General features: G+C 69.4%; 16 protein-coding genes. 8 read left to right on the forward strand and 8 right to left on the reverse strand.

Going from position 1 to position 13,328, the window contains the following annotated elements; translation table 11 throughout:
* Positions 1-45 precede the first annotated feature (45 nt).
* Positions 46-870 (forward strand): alpha/beta fold hydrolase, encoded by an 825-nt coding sequence (locus G6N45_RS16690; protein ID WP_163723263.1) that lies wholly within the window; start codon positions 46-48, stop codon positions 868-870.
* 28 nt (positions 871-898) lie between these two features.
* Here G6N45_RS16690 and G6N45_RS16695 read toward each other — a convergent pair whose 3' ends face one another.
* Positions 899-1,306 (reverse strand): nuclear transport factor 2 family protein, encoded by a 408-nt coding sequence (locus tag G6N45_RS16695; RefSeq protein WP_163723264.1) that lies wholly within the window; start codon positions 1,304-1,306, stop codon positions 899-901.
* A 25-nt stretch (positions 1,307-1,331) separates the two neighbouring features.
* Entirely contained in the window at positions 1,332-1,841 is a 510-nt protein-coding gene (locus G6N45_RS16700; protein WP_163723265.1) for a GAF domain-containing protein, read from the reverse strand.
* 202 nt (positions 1,842-2,043) lie between these two features.
* Here G6N45_RS16700 and G6N45_RS16705 point away from each other — a divergent pair, with 202 nt between their 5' ends.
* The 5 genes from G6N45_RS16705 (at position 2,044) to G6N45_RS16725 (ending at position 5,592) form a co-directional block, all read left to right on the forward strand.
* Entirely contained in the window at positions 2,044-2,955 is a 912-nt protein-coding gene (locus G6N45_RS16705) for a manganese catalase (RefSeq protein ID WP_163723266.1), read from the forward strand.
* A gap of 100 nt (positions 2,956-3,055) precedes the next feature.
* Entirely contained in the window at positions 3,056-4,195 is a 1,140-nt protein-coding gene (locus tag G6N45_RS16710) for a zinc-dependent alcohol dehydrogenase (RefSeq protein WP_275997022.1), read from the forward strand.
* Positions 4,196-4,207: 12 nt separating this feature from the next.
* Complete coding sequence (locus G6N45_RS16715) at positions 4,208-4,783, forward strand: hypothetical protein (RefSeq protein ID WP_163723268.1); 576 nt, start codon at positions 4,208-4,210, stop codon at positions 4,781-4,783.
* Positions 4,784-4,915: 132 nt separating this feature from the next.
* Positions 4,916-5,248, forward strand: coding sequence for a hypothetical protein (locus G6N45_RS16720; RefSeq protein WP_179965378.1), 333 nt, complete (start codon positions 4,916-4,918; stop codon positions 5,246-5,248).
* A gap of 17 nt (positions 5,249-5,265) precedes the next feature.
* Entirely contained in the window at positions 5,266-5,592 is a 327-nt protein-coding gene (locus G6N45_RS16725) for a DUF8129 domain-containing protein (protein ID WP_163723270.1), read from the forward strand.
* Positions 5,593-5,676: 84 nt separating this feature from the next.
* On the opposite strand, the gene G6N45_RS16730 is transcribed toward G6N45_RS16725, so the two are convergent.
* Positions 5,677-7,284 (reverse strand): phytoene desaturase family protein, encoded by a 1,608-nt coding sequence (locus tag G6N45_RS16730; protein ID WP_163723271.1) that lies wholly within the window; start codon positions 7,282-7,284, stop codon positions 5,677-5,679.
* Entirely contained in the window at positions 7,274-7,753 is a 480-nt protein-coding gene (locus tag G6N45_RS16735) for an SRPBCC family protein (protein ID WP_163723272.1), read from the reverse strand. Before G6N45_RS16735 ends, G6N45_RS16730 begins: the two co-directional genes overlap by 11 nt.
* A gap of 92 nt (positions 7,754-7,845) precedes the next feature.
* Here G6N45_RS16735 and G6N45_RS16740 point away from each other — a divergent pair, with 92 nt between their 5' ends.
* On the forward strand, positions 7,846-8,685 hold the full coding sequence (locus G6N45_RS16740) for a peptidoglycan recognition protein family protein (RefSeq protein WP_179965191.1): 840 nt from the start codon (positions 7,846-7,848) through the stop codon (positions 8,683-8,685).
* On the opposite strand, the gene G6N45_RS16745 is transcribed toward G6N45_RS16740, so the two are convergent.
* Complete coding sequence (locus tag G6N45_RS16745) at positions 8,669-10,915, reverse strand: molybdopterin-dependent oxidoreductase (protein ID WP_163723274.1); 2,247 nt, start codon at positions 10,913-10,915, stop codon at positions 8,669-8,671. The genes G6N45_RS16740 and G6N45_RS16745 overlap by 17 nt on opposite strands.
* A gap of 70 nt (positions 10,916-10,985) precedes the next feature.
* Here G6N45_RS16745 and G6N45_RS16750 point away from each other — a divergent pair, with 70 nt between their 5' ends.
* On the forward strand, positions 10,986-11,573 hold the full coding sequence (locus tag G6N45_RS16750; protein ID WP_163723275.1) for a TetR/AcrR family transcriptional regulator: 588 nt from the start codon (positions 10,986-10,988) through the stop codon (positions 11,571-11,573).
* Here G6N45_RS16750 and G6N45_RS16755 read toward each other — a convergent pair.
* Genes G6N45_RS16755 through G6N45_RS16765 form a run of 3 tightly spaced genes read right to left on the reverse strand, consistent with a single transcriptional unit; the run spans position 11,570 to position 13,279 of the window.
* Positions 11,570-12,559 carry an SDR family NAD(P)-dependent oxidoreductase gene (locus tag G6N45_RS16755; RefSeq protein WP_163723276.1) on the reverse strand — a complete coding sequence of 330 codons (990 nt, stop codon included), beginning with the start codon at positions 12,557-12,559 and terminating at the stop codon, positions 11,570-11,572. The two genes, G6N45_RS16750 and G6N45_RS16755, sit on opposite strands and share 4 nt — an antisense overlap.
* Positions 12,560-12,608: 49 nt before the next feature.
* Positions 12,609-12,998, reverse strand: coding sequence for a VOC family protein (locus tag G6N45_RS16760; RefSeq protein WP_163723277.1), 390 nt, complete (start codon positions 12,996-12,998; stop codon positions 12,609-12,611).
* Positions 12,995-13,279 (reverse strand): ArsR/SmtB family transcription factor, encoded by a 285-nt coding sequence (locus tag G6N45_RS16765; protein ID WP_057148030.1) that lies wholly within the window; start codon positions 13,277-13,279, stop codon positions 12,995-12,997. The genes G6N45_RS16760 and G6N45_RS16765 overlap by 4 nt, the downstream gene beginning before the upstream one ends.
* Positions 13,280-13,328: the final 49 nt, after the last annotated feature.

Genomic DNA, 13,328 nt, shown 5'->3' on the forward strand with positions numbered 1-13,328 from the left:
CGGCCAGGTGGTCGGCCCCGCGGATGCGGAGTAGTTTGTCCTCTCATGCCGACAATCACCACCAGCGATGGCGTCCAGATCTACTACAAGGATTGGGGTTCAGGACAGCCGATCGTGTTCAGCCACGGCTGGCCGCTGTCGGCGGACGACTGGGACGCCCAGCTGATGTTCTTCCTCGGTCAGGGTTACCGGGTGGTCGCGCACGACCGGCGGGGGCACGGCCGCTCGGAGCAGGTGGCCGACGGCCACGACATGGACCACTACGCCGACGACCTCGCCGCTGTCGTCGCACACCTCGACCTGCGCGACGCCGTGCATGTGGGGCACTCCACCGGTGGCGGCGAGGTCGTGCGCTATCTGGCGCGCCACGGCGAGGAGCGCGCCGCCAAGGCCGCGCTGATCGCGGCGGTACCGCCGCTGATGGTGCAGACCGAGACCAACCCGGGCGGGCTGCCCAAGGCGGTGTTCGACGACTTCCAGACGCAGGTGGCGACCAACCGGTCCGCGTTCTACCGCGCAGTCCCCGAGGGGCCGTTCTACGGCTTCAACCGCGACGGCGTCGAACCCGTGGAAGGGGTCATCGCGAACTGGTGGCGGCAGGGCATGATGGGCGGCGCCAAGGCGCACTACGACGGTGTGGTGGCATTCTCCCAGACCGATTTCACCGAAGACCTCGAGAAGATCCGGCTCCCCGTCCTGGTGATGCACGGCGACGACGATCAGATCGTGCCCTATGCCGATGCCGGTCCTCTGTCCGCCGAGCTGCTGCCGAACGGAATCCTCAAGACCTACAAGGGCTTTCCGCACGGCATGCCGACCACACACGCGGACGTCATCAACGCCGACCTGCTGGAGTTCCTCAGGTCCTGACCGGCCGGGCCGCCTGGGGGAGCACCCTTCAGGCCGGCGCCGGGCCCGCCTGCAGGGCCTCCTGCTGGATGCGGTCGAACTGCGCGCCCATGGCGTCGGCCAGTGCGGTGGCGCCCGACAGCGGTCGCACCATCACCATGAAGTCGTCGATCAGGCCGTCGTCGTCGACATGCAGGAAGTCGCAGCCGGTGACTTTCTTGCCGGCGACCGTCGCCTCGAAGACGAGCGCGTGGTCACGGCCGTCGGCGTCGGCGATCTCACGGATGTAGCGGAAGTCCTCGAACACCCGCATCACCGCGCGCAGGATGGCCGCGGTGATCGGCTTGCCCGGGTAGGGCTTGAAGGCGACGGGGCTGGTGAACACGACGTCGTCGGCGAGCAGCGCCTCCATGGCGGCTGCGTCGCGGGCTTCGACGGCTTGACGGAACGGGTGCATGCCCTGACCGTAGCGAAGCCGCCGATCATCCGGGTAGGCCGTGCGGATTCTGGCAGCGGTCGACCCTGTGGGCGGCGGCGGCGGCGAACGTGGTCAGCAGCCGTCCATGGCCGTGCCGGTAGGAATCGGCGCGGGTCGAGTAGACGAACACCCAACCGAGCCGGCGGCGCGGCGTGCACAGCGGCGCGGCGAGCACGGACCGCACGCCCATCCCTTGCGCGCTCGCCATCCACGGAGCCCAGCCCAACCGGGTCACCGACGAGTGCGCCCGGCGCACGGTGTCGTGCATCCACGCACTGGCACAGGGGTTCTGCGGGTTCACGTCGTGCAAGGCGTTGAGCCGTTCGGCGACGCGGTCGGTGGCCACCGACGTGATCCGGCGACCATCGGCAGTCAGGAGCGTCATCCCGCAACCGGCGGTGCCCGGGATCAACGACGCGCATCGGTGCGCCAGCGCCTGCAGCGTCGAGGTCATGGGCGGCACGGTGTGGCCGGCCGCCGGGATCAGCAGAGGACGCGGGAGGGTGGACTTCATCGGGCGGCCTCGCATCGAAGTAGTCGGTGCGCAGCCGATACCCGAGCCCTGCCGCCACAAACCTCCGCCCGGATTCGAGATCGCGCCGTACTTTCCGGTTTAGGGCGCCCTGTGCGGGTATCTCGCCCGTACCGCCGGTTGAGCCGCCATTCACCCACCGGCCGGTTGCCCCGTGTTCACGCTTTCGATCTGGAGTCGATTCATGTTCCGACACACCGATTATCTGCAGTTCGACGTCAAGCCCGAGAAGCCCGATCCGGTCTACGCCCGCAAGCTTCAGGAGCTCCTCGGGGGGGCGTTCGGCGAGATGACCGTGACGATGCAGTACCTCATGCAGGGCTGGAACTGTCGGATGAAGGGCAAGTACAAGGACCTGATCATGGACGTGGCGACCGAGGAGATCGGCCACGTCGAGATGATCGCGACGATGTGCGCCCGACTGCTCGAGGGTGCACCCGCCACCGACGCCACCGAGAACGCCCTGGGCGACCCGGTGGTCGCCGCGGTGATGGGCGGCATGGATCCGCAGCAGGCCATCATGTCCGGCGGCGCGCCCACACTGTCCGACAGCCAGGGCTCGCCGTGGAACGGCAAATTCATCGTCGCCTCGGGAAACCTGTTGGCGGACTTCTACGCCAACGTCGCCGCCGAGGCGCAGGGCCGCGTGCAGACCGCCCGGCTGTGGCACATGACCGACGACCCCGGCGTCAAGGCCATGCTCAAGTTCAACCTGGCTCGCGACACCTATCACCAGAACATGTGGCTGGCGGCGATCGAGGAGTTGCAAGCCGACGGCTTGGAGGGCGTGGTGGCACCCAACGATCTGTTCGACGAAGAGTTCGAGGAGCATGCCAGCACGCTGTGGCACCTGTCCGACGGCGCCGACGCCGACAAGGGTCGCTGGGCGCACGGCCCGTTGCCCGACGGTCGGCACACGGGCAAGTTCCTCGCCGATCCGCAACCGCTGGGCGACCTGCAGTCCGGGCCGCCACCGGACCCGAAGCTCTACTGCACCTATGACGGCGGAATGGGCGAGCCGCGCACTCCCGCCTTCGGCACGGAGAAGGGCGTGATGGGCAAGCTCAAGGACGCCATCGATCCGGACAAGACCTAGTTCACCCCGAGCTCACCCCGACGGGCCGGGGCGCCGCTGCGGGCGGCGCGGCACCCCGGCCCACCCGAACGTCGACCGAACGGAGACGCACGTGTTGGCCATGACCTACCGCGGTCCTTACAAGATCCGCATAGAAGACAAGGACATTCCGAGGATCGAGCATCCCGGCGATGCCATCGTGCGCGTCCAGCGCGCCGCGATCTGCGGGTCCGATCTGCACCTCTACCACGGGCTGATGCCCGACACCCGCGTCGGCCACACGTTCGGCCACGAGTTCATCGGAGTGGTGCACGAGGTCGGCTCGTCGGTGCAGAACCTCAGCGTGGGGGACCGGGTGATGGTGCCGTTCAACATCTTCTGCGGGTCGTGTTACTTCTGCGCTCGCGGGTTGTACTCCAACTGCCACAACGTCAACCCCAACGCGACCGCCGTCGGCGGCATCTACGGGTACTCCCACACCTGCGGCGGCTACGACGGCGGCCAGGCCGAATTCGTGCGCGTGCCGTTCGCCGACGTGGGCCCCGTCCCGATTCCCGACTGGCTCGACGACGACGACGCGGTGCTGCTCACCGACGCGCTGCCCACCGGATACTTCGGCGCCCAGCTCGGCGACATCGTCGAGGGCGACACCGTGATCGTCTTCGGAGCCGGCGCGGTCGGGCTCTTCGCCGCGAGGTCGGCATGGCTGATGGGTGCGGGGCGGGTCATCGTGGTCGACCACCTCCAGTACCGGCTGGAGAAAGCGCGCACCTTCGCGCACGCCGAAACCTACAACTTCGTCGAGTACGACGACATCGTCGTCGAAATGAAGAAGGCGACAGGCTATCTCGGTGCCGACGTGGTGATCGACGCGGTGGGCGCAGAGGCCGACGGCAACCTGCTCATGCACGTCACCGCGACCAAGATGAAAATGCAGGGCGGGTCCCCGATCGCGTTGAACTGGGCCATCGACTCCGTCCGCAAAGGCGGAACAGTCTCGGTGGTCGGCGCCTACGGTCCGATGTTCAGCGCGGTCAAGTTCGGCGACGCGATGAACAAGGGTCTGACCATCAACGCCAACCAGTGCCCGGTCAAGCGGCAGTGGCCGCGACTGCTCGAGCATCTGCAGCAGGGTTACTTCAAGCCCAGCGACATTGTCACGCACCGCATTCCACTCGCAGACATCGCCGAGGGCTACCACATGTTCTCGTCGAAACTCGACGAGTGCATCAAACCGATCGTCGTCGTCGACCCGCACTGAGAGAGAGCCGTCGTGAGCACACCTGCCGACAATCTGCCCGTCTACACCGCCGCGCACCCGCCGACGACAGACAGCGCGTGGCTGCGCAAGACCATTCCGGGATGGGGAGCCGATCTCGACCCCGCCGACCGCCCGTCGGTGCCCAAGCTGCGCCACGACCTCGACTCGGGCGCGCACTGGGATTTCCCGGAGCGCCAACCCGAGCCGACGGTGCGCGAGCGCAGCATCGAGCACCGGGTGCTGACGCCGGTCTTCGGCACCGCGCAGCCGCTCCGGGGGCTCTCCGGCGCGATCCGGCGCGCGGCGTACCGCTTCAGCGAAGGCCGTGCCGCGCACTGGCTGCTGCTGCTCGGAGCCGATCGCGTCGACGTCGCCGAACACCGCGTCACCGCGCTGGTGAGGTTGCAGCCGGACAACCCGCTCAGCGAAACGGGGATTCGGGCCGAGGTGACGCACGGTGGAGTGCGGTCACGGCTGCGCCGGCGACGCTCCGACGTCAAACACGCCTGGATGGATCCGGTCGTGGTCACGGCGCCGTGGATCGGGGCCGCAGCGCTCGGCGTGCGGGCATGGCGTAAGCGGAGGTGACCGGTCGCGCGGGCGTTTAGCCGTAGCCGCGATGGCTATGGCTCTCGGTGACCGTTCGACCGAGAGGAGACACTGGTGAGCACCGATGACGCCACCGGAACCACCGCCAACGATCTGGGTGGGGCCGACGACATGCTCAGCCCGATGGAGGGCACCGACTCCGACGACGTGCTCAACGACGACGGCGACGAGGTGGTCGACCCGCCGGAGCACTGGACCGGTGCGGACAAATTCGGCATGTCGGCAGACGAGCAGCGCCAGGGTGAGAGCCTCGACGACCGGCTCGCCGAGGAAGTGCCCGATGTCGGGGAGAGTGACATCGACCTTCGCGACGCGGTCGAGGTCGCCGATGCGGACGTACCGCTTCCCGGCACCGACCCCGCGCCGCAGGAATCGGGTGTGCACGAGGGACAGATCGACGGGGCTCCGGAGGACGGCGAGTCCCTGTTCCCGGTCGTCGAGTAGGACGAGAGGACCCCACCATGACTGATCTACCGTTGCCCGACTTCGACCAGATGGCCTTGGGCGATGTCCTCCATCGCGTGCGCTCTCTCGACAAGAGCGAAGTGGAGGCTCTGCTCGTGCACGAGGCCGGCCACGCCGCGCGGGTGCCGATCATCGAGATTTTGGATGCCCGGATGCGTGAGCTGGAAGCCGGTGCGGAGCCGTCGGGCGGTGACCCGCGCAATGCGCCCGGCGTCGAGTCGACCCCGGGCGGGTCACCGGTGCAGCAGTCCACCGCCGCCGAGGCCAGCACCCCGCTGCGCCACGGGGTGGCGAATCAGACGCCGAAGCGCGGCCGGTCGTGACGGCCCCCGCGGAACAGCATTCCTGGTCGCGCCCGGTCGAAAATCGCAGCCGCAAATGCTATTCCGCGGCGAAGCGCGTGACCGTCAGCCGACGAGCAGCCGCGACGCGGCGCGGTTGAAACGGCGGCGAGGCCAACCCAGTAGACCGTCGGCAGCCAGTGCTGCTCGCGCGGCGTTCCGGCCGCAGACGCCGTGCACACCACCGCCGGGCGGCGCCCCGGCGCTGCCGAGGAACACGTTGTCGAGCGGCGTCCGCGCGCCACCCTGGCCGGGCATCGGCCGGAACACCAACTGCTGGAACAACTGTGACGTCCCGCCGTTGACGGCGCCGGCATGCAGGTTCGCATCGCTGTGCTCGAGGTCGGACGGCCGCTGGATCACCTTGCCGACGAGATGGCCGGAGAAGCCGGGCGCGTGCCGTTCCAGGACCGCGTCGACCGCTTCGGCCAACTGATCGGCGGAGTGGTCGTCACTGCGTCCCCGCGGCAGATGCGTGTAGGCCCAGGCGCTCTCGGTGCCGCCGGGGGAGCGGCTGGGATCCGCGGTGGTCATCTGGCCGAACAGCAGGAACGGGTTCGACGGTACGGTGCCGGTGTTGAGATCGGCCATCCAGCGGATGAGCCCGTCGTGGTCGGCGCCGAGGTGCACGGTGCCTGCGCCGGCGAGGCTGCGTGACCGCCAGGGGATCGGGGCGTCCAGCGCGTAGTTGATCTTGAGCACCGGGGTGTCCCACACGAAGCGGTCCAGGTCCCGGCGCGGACCTGCTGGCAGCACGTCGGGTGGCAGCAGACGCCGATAGAGTTGCGGCGCAGAGGTGTTCGCGATGACGGCCCGTCGGCACCGCACGACGGTGCCGTCGGTGAGGTTCACCGCGGTGGCTCGGTGCCCGCGCACGGCGATGCTGTCGACCTCGCGGCCGCAGTCCACTCGGGCGCCGGCCGCCTCGGCCCGGCGCACCAGGGCGGCGGTCAACTCGCCCGCCCCGCCGACGGGAACGGGGAAGCCCCCGTCCTGGCCCAGCATCACCAGCAGGTAGCCCATGACGCCGCTGCCGGGAGCGTCGACGGGTACGTCGGCGTGCATGGCGTTGCCGAGCAGCAGCAGTCGCGCCGCCTCGCCCTCGAACAGGTGTCGTGCCAGTTCACCGGCAGGCAGCAGCAGCAGTTGCGCCAGCCGCAGCGCATCGGCCGTGCCGAGCCTGCGCAGCAGCCCCGCCGGACCGCGCACGGGAGGGAACGGGGCGAACAACGTCTCCAGCAGTGGCTTCTTGATGCGCTGGTACTGCTCGAACGCGGCGATCCAGCGGTCCCCGTCGCCCGGGTGGTACCGGTCGAGTTCGGCCGCGGAGCGGGCTAGGTCGCGGTAGAGGACCGGGGCGTCGTCGTCGTCCGCGCTGCGCGCGTGCCCGACGACGGCGGGCGCATGGCTCCACCGCAGCCCGTGGTCCTCGAGCTGCAGGCCGTGCAGCGCAGGGGACGCTACCGAGAGGGGGTAGAACGCGCTGTAGAGATCGCTGACGTAACCCGGGACCAGTTCGGCGCTCTTGACGGCGCCCCCGGGGCGGTCCTGCGCCTCGAGCACCACCACGTCCCACCCCGCGTCGGCGAGCAGTGCGGCGGCGACCAGTCCGTTGTGGCCGGCGCCGATGACCACCGCGTCGGCAGTTTCGGACTGAGACGGCTCAGCTGTCATCGTGGGTGCGGCGCTCGGCCATCGCGGCCAACCGCCACGTCGTCTCACGGTTGCGGGGGAACGCTACCGCCAGCGCCACCTGCTTGGGCAGCAAGCTCAAAGGGGGGGACACCGGCACCTCGGCCATCTCGATCCGGCATCCGCCCCCGTCGAGTTCCTGCAGGCGCAGGGTGATCCTGGCCTTGCCGAACGGGCGACCGTTGGCGATCAGGACCAGTTCACGCTCCGGCGTGGACGATTCGACCACGGTGCTGTCATTGAGCACCAGCGGCCAGATCCCGATCGAGTGGTGAATCGTGCTGCCGGGCTCCGGCCAGTTGGCGTCGACAGCCCGCATCCGGCTGTTGCCCACCACCCACTGCGAGTAGGTCCAACCGTCGGCGATCACAGCCCAGACGTCGTGCCGCGACGCGGGTGTGTCGCGCGCGACGACCGGCGTGCTGTTGATTTCCTCGGGTTCTGACGTCACCGAACCGCCTTACCCGCAGCGGCGGCGGATAAACGTCGGCCCGTCGTGATTCCATGGGGACCGACCACAAGGTGGATCGGAGGTGGCGCCTCGTGCCGGGTGTGTGGCGCGGTTACCCGGTGTGGCTCGCCGACGTGCTGCGGGCCGAAGGGCTCAAAGTCGCCGAACTGGTGGGGTGGCGCAGGCGCGGCCACGGCGTGTTCTCCGACATCCGGGGGGTGATGGTGCATCACACCGGGTCGGATTCGGCGACCGCGGAATCGATCGCGCTGGGCCGGCCCGGCCTGCCCGGGCCGCTGTCGCAGTTACACATCGCCCGCGACGGCATCGTGACCGTGGTGGCCGCGGGCGTGGCGTGGCACGCGGGCGCCGGGAGCTACCCGTGGCTGCCCGCCAACACGGGCAACTGGCACACCATCGGCGTCGAGTGCGCGAACACCGGGACCAGCCCGTGGGCACCGCACCGCCGGAACTGGCCGGACGCGCAGTACGGCGCGCTGCTCGGCAGTTGCGCCGCGATCTGCCGGCGCCTCGGCCAGCCCGCCGGCCGCACGATCGGGCACAAGGAGTACGCCGGACGTGCGCAGGGCAAGTGGGATCCTGGCGCGATCGACATGGGGATTTTGCGACGGGACATCGCGGCCCGGATCGAGACGCCACCGTCGGGGCCTACGGCGCCCACCGATCGCTACGCCGGCGTGCTGCTGGAGCGGGGCTCGACGGGCCCGCAGGTGGCCGAACTGCAGCGCCGCCTCAAATACGCCTACGCGGCCTACGCCGGTGCCCTCGACATCAACGGAGAATTCGGGCCGGATACCGAGGCCGCGGTCCGCGAATTCCAGCGGCGCACAACGGGTCTGGGGGTCGACGGTATCGTCGGACCGGCCACGGCGGCAGCGCTGCGGCTGCGTCTGGTCAGCTCGCAGGCCTGACCTCGACCGGGATTCCGTTGAGGGCGCCGTTGCCCGAGGGTTCGTCGAGGAAGTCCGGTGGGGAGAGCACGTTGGTGTTGACGCCGGGGGAGCGGTTGGCGACGCCCAGCCGAGTGCCGGGCTTGCCGTGGCCCCAGCCGTGCGGCATCGACACCACGCCCGGTTTGATCGCATCGGTCACCTCCACCGCAACCTCGATGCAGCCGCCGGAGGACGTGACCGTCACCCGGTCGCCGTCGGCGATGCCGCGCCGGCCCGCGTCCTCGCGGTGCATCAGCAGGGTGCAGCGGTCGCGGCCCTTCATCAACGGCCCGACGTTGTGCAGCCAGGAGTTGTTGGAGCGCAGGTGACGACGGCTGACCAGCACGAGGTCGTCTGCTACGCGATCGAGGCGGCGGGCCAGCCGCGGCAGATCCTCGAGCAGATACGGAGGCGCCAGCCGGATCTTCCTGTCGCTGGTGCCGAGCACCTCGGGAACGCGCGGCACCATCGGGCCGAAGTTGATGCCGTCGGGATACTGCCTGAGCTTGTCGAGCGTCAGGCCGTCGGGATTGTCGCCGTACCGGTCGCCGAACGGACCGGTGCGCAGCGTGAGGTCGAGCGTGCGTTCCGGTCCGCCGTGGTCGTAGCGGGCACGCACGGCGGCGCCGTCGAGCCCCTGCGTGAAGCACAGGTAGTCGAAGAAGCCGTCGTCGATCGCGGCGACGTCGACGTCCTCTGCCGGTGTCCCGGTGCACAACCCGGTCAACCGGATCAGGATCTCCCACTCGTCGGGCGCGTCCTGCTCGGCTTTGGTGAACACCGGCGGCGAATAGTTGGCGACGCTGTTGATCGCGAAATGGAGGATGAGGTCGTCATGGTGGGGCTGTTCGAGCGGGGAGGGGCCGGGCAGGATCACATCGGCGTGACGCGTTGTCTCGTTGAGCCACAGGTCGATCGAGATCATCGCCTCCAGCTCGTCGAGCGCCTCGTCGAGCCGGTGGCCTCCCGGGGTGGACAGCACCGGGTTGCCGGCCACCGTGATGAGCGCCTTGATCTGGCCCTCGCCCGGAGTCGCGATCTCCTCGGCCAGGCAGGACACCGGAACCTGGCCGAGCACCTCCTTGGCGCCGCGCACCCGGGTGCGGTACCGGCCGAAGTCGGCGACGCCGTCTTCGAGGCCGGGGATGGGTTGCACCGTCACCGACCACGCCGCGGCAGTGGGGAACATCGCGCCGCCGGGCACGTCGAAGTGGCCGGTGAGGATGTTCACCACGTCGACGAGCCAACTCGCCAGGCTGCCGAATTCCTGGTTGCACGTGCCGATGCGGCCGTAGACGACGGCACGGGGCGTCGCGGCGAGTTCGCGCGCGAGTTCCCGGATGCGGTCGGCGCCGATGCCCGTCACCTCGGCCACCCGCTCGGGCGGCCAGTCGGCGACGACCTCGGCGATGGTGTCGACACCGTCGAGATGCGGCGCCACCGTCCCGAGGTCGACCAGCCTCTCGGCGAACAGTGTGTGGGCGACGCCGAGCAGCAGCGCGGCATCGGTGCCCGGGGTGATGGGCAGCCACTCGTCGGCCCGCTCGGCGGTGGCCGTGCGCACCGGGTCGACGACGATCACCCGGCCGCGCTGCCGAACAGCGCCGATCAGACCCATCACATCCGGGGCGGCCAGCAGCGAGCCCTGGGATGCGGCGGGGTTGGCGCCCATGACGACCAGCAGATCGGTGCGTTCGATGTCAGGGACCGGGAAGCTCCACCAGCCGCCGTACATCAGGTGCGAGGACAGGTTCTTCGGCCACTGGTCGACGGTGCCCGGCGAGTAGGTCATGGGCATGCCCGAGAGTCCGAGAAGGATGCCGGCATAGCGCGCCAGCGAGAACGAGTGGGCGAGTGGGTTGCCGGTGTAGGCGGTGACGGCGCCGATCCCGTACTTCTCGATGACCGGCGCCAGCAGTTCGGTGCATCGCCGGAAGGCGGTGTCCCAGTCGACTTCCTGCCACTGGCCGTCGACCTTGATCATCGGCCGCCTGATGCGATCGAGGTCCTCGTGCACCGCGCCCAGCGACGCCCCTTTGGGGCAGATGTGGCCGCGACTCCACACGTCCTGCCGGTTAGGCCGGATCCCGGCGACGTGCCCCTGTTCGACCCGAATCTCCAGCCCGCACATGGCCTCACAGAGCGGGCACGTGTACAGGTGCAGCCCGTCCTCGCCGATCCCGGCCAGCTCCCTATGCGTCCTCGTCATCGACTCCGGCCCCGCTCCACTGGTGTTGTGACAGACTGTATCGACAAACCGCCCGGAAGGGGCCGCATTCGTGGACAGGGCATCGCCGCCCCGGCGCCGGCACCACGGCTCGCGTCGCGATCCGGCGATCAACGACGCCGTCCTCGACGCTGCGCGCACCCTGCTGGTCACCCGCGGCTACGCGGGCACGTCGATCGACCTGATCGCCGCGACGGCCAAGGTCAGCCGTCCGGCCGTCTATCGGCGGTGGCGCACCAAGGCCCACCTCATCCACGAGGCGGCTTTCCCCGACCTGGGCCCCGACCCCTGTGAAGCGGACCTGAGCGCCGAGATCGCCCGGCTGTGCCGCGGTGCCCTGGCGATGTATGCCGATCCGGTTGTGCGCGAGGCGGTTCCGGGGCTACTCCATGACCTGCGGATGGAGCCGGCGATGCGCAGGCTGCTCAACGACCGGTTGGAAGCCGCAGCGCGCAGGCAGCTGGCGGCGCAGCTCGCCGATGCCGCCGACGCTCGTTCGGGGGTGGACGCCGACACCGTGATGGACGCGATCGCGGGCGCGGCCTGGTACGCCGTGTGCGTCCGCAGGGTGACCGATCTCGATGCCGCGGCCGCGCAGCTGGCCGATCTCGTGTGCCACGGCGTACTGCGCCGCGATTAGAGGCGGCCGACCTCGCGCAGCCCCTCGACGGTGTCGGCGATCGTCTCGGCGGCGTCGCGCCAGTGCAGACCGAAGTCTCGGGCGCTCGGCGCGTCGTCGGAGGTCGGCATCTGTGTGTAGTACTGCATCGCGGCGGAGTTGATCGGCGTCTCGAACGGCAGGAACGGCCCCACGACGTCGAAGACGCGGCCGACGCTGCGCAGCGCCACGTCGGGTACCGGGACCACCGCGAGTGTGCGGTTCGCCGCGGTGCCGATCATCTGGGCCAGCTGATCCACCGAAACACGTTGTCCCCCGGCCATATACCGGCGCGGCCCGTGACCGGGCTCGAGGAGTGCGACGTGCAGTGCGGCCAGGTCGCGGACGTCGATGACGATCCAGCCGGCCCCGCGGCCGGGCACGCTGCGCATCTTCACCGACGCCTCAACGCCTTCTGCGGCCTCGCCGAACTGGTCACCGGCGGGCGGACCGAGCACCATGCCGGGATAGGTGATGTTCACCGGCGCGCCGGCGTCCTGCAGGCCGCGCGCGTACGCCTCGACCGCCGCCTTGGACCGGCCGTAGCCGTCGCTGCCGCCGACCACCGGCAGGTCTGCGTGCAGCACCTCGAGGTCCGGCCGGAACAGTGCGGTGAAGCTGGAGACGTGCACGATGGGGTCGATCCCGGCGGCGACGGCAGCGCCGAGCACGTTGCGGGCGCCTTCGAGATTGGTGTGCAGCATCTCGTCGGCGCGGCTGGGATCGGTGGACACCATTGCCGCGCAGTGGATCACGGCATCGCAGCCGTCCAGCGCAGCCGTGGTGCTCTCGGCGTCGGCGATGTCACCGAGCACATGATCGCCGATGCCGACGCCGATCTTCTCGGCACTGGTACTCAGACGGCCGGCGTTGCGGACCAGGAAGCGCACGTCGTGTCCGGCGTCCTGCACGGCCTTGGCGGTCCACGCGCCGACGAAGCCGGTGCCGCCGGTGATCAGTACCTTCATCTACCCTCCGGTCTCACGACGCGCTCTATACCCGTTCGGTCCGCGCGTCTCACCCGCTGACGTGCTGGATCTGGATCAGATTGCCACACGTGTCATCGAGCACCGCCGTGGTGACCGGCCCCATGTCGGTGGGCTGCTGGGTGAAGCGCACGCCGAGCGCGCGAAGCCGGTCGTATTCGGCCGCCACGTCGTCGACGTCGAAGGCGGTGAACGGGATGCCGTCCGCCACCAACGCCTCCTTGAACGGTCGGGCGGCGGGATGCTCGTCGGGTTCGAGCACGAGCTCGACGCCGTCGGGACTGTCCGCAGAGACGACGGTGATCCACCGGTGCGGCCCCATCGGCACATCGTGCTTTGGTCGGAAGCCGAGCACGTCGGTGTAGAAGCGCAGCGCCTTGTCCTGGTCGTCGACGAGCACGCTCGTCACGGTGATTCTCATGCCGATTCTCCCCGGTTGGTGAGCCACCGCGCCGTGATCTGTTGCAGCGGTGCGGTGTTGAGGTAGTGGAACTTGTACTTGCCGTCGCGGCGTGTCTCGACCAATCCCGCAGCCTCGAGCACGTCCAGGTGCTGCGAGATCGCCTGACGGGACGACCCGAGCCCGTGCCGTGTCGTCAGGCGTGCGCGGATCTCGAAAAGTGTCTGACCGTCGCGCTCGGTCAGCTCGTCGAGGATGGTGCGCCGCGTGGGGTCGGCCAAGGCCTTGAAGACGTCGCCCACACCTCGACCATAGGCAAGTCGTTACTTGCCTGTCAACGGTATGGGGCGC

This window comes from Mycolicibacterium psychrotolerans (genome assembly GCF_010729305.1).
Taxonomy (GTDB): domain Bacteria; phylum Actinomycetota; class Actinomycetes; order Mycobacteriales; family Mycobacteriaceae; genus Mycobacterium; species Mycobacterium psychrotolerans.